At 54.6% G+C, this 884-nt stretch carries 1 protein-coding gene; it reads left to right on the forward strand.

The window, feature by feature from the left end:
- Positions 1-211: 211 nt before the first annotated feature.
- On the forward strand, positions 212-769 hold the full coding sequence (locus LZP96_RS23945) for a recombinase family protein (protein WP_001162010.1): 558 nt from the start codon (positions 212-214) through the stop codon (positions 767-769).
- The last annotated feature ends 115 nt before the right edge of the window (positions 770-884 follow it).

Genomic DNA, 884 nt, shown 5'->3' on the forward strand with positions numbered 1-884 from the left:
TGAACGCTTCCAGGCACGCGCCAAGGCCGCGACAGAATCTGACATTGCGCCTGTCCCTGGCGGTTCGCAGCCGTCAGATTGAGGCATACCCTAACCTGATGTCAGATGTTGAGCACAAACAACGTCAGAGTAGGGTATTAATTTATATTTATTGACACATTCAGCCAAGGGTAATAGATTTCATCCTGACATTTTTACCTTTGGAGGCATCTTGCAAGGTCAACGTATCGGCTACGTTCGCGTCAGCAGCTTCGACCAGAATCCTGATCGACAACTGGAACAAATAGAAGTCGGCAAGGTATTCACCGATAAGGCTTCAGGCAAGGACACACAACGTCCCGAACTTGAAAGGCTGCTGGCCTTCGTCCGCGAGGGCGACACCGTGGTGGTGCATAGCATGGACAGGTTGGCACGCAACCTTGATGACCTGCGCCGCATCGTCCAAGGGCTGACACAACGGGGCGTGCGCATGGAGTTCGTCAAAGAAGGGCTAACGTTCACCGGCGAGGACTCACCGATGGCCAATCTGATGCTGTCGGTCATGGGAGCCTTTGCTGAGTTCGAGCGCGCTCTGATCCGCGAACGTCAGCGCGAGGGAATCGTGCTGGCTAAGCAGCGCGGGGCCTACCGGGGACGAAAGAAATCGCTGAACAGCGAACAAATTGCCGAGTTGAAACGGCGAGTTGCGGCAGGCGACCAGAAAACCTTGGTGGCCCGTGACTTCGGCATCAGCCGCGAAACTTTGTACCAGTACCTGCGGGAAGACTGACCATGCCACGCCGCTCAATCCGGCACTGTTGCAAATAGTCGGTGGTGATAAACTTATCATCCCCTTTTGCTGATGGAGCTGCACATGAACCCATTCAAAGGCCGGCATTTTCAGC

This window comes from Huaxiibacter chinensis (genome assembly GCF_022171985.1).
GTDB classification, from domain to species: Bacteria; Pseudomonadota; Gammaproteobacteria; order Enterobacterales; family Enterobacteriaceae; genus Enterobacter; species Enterobacter chinensis_A.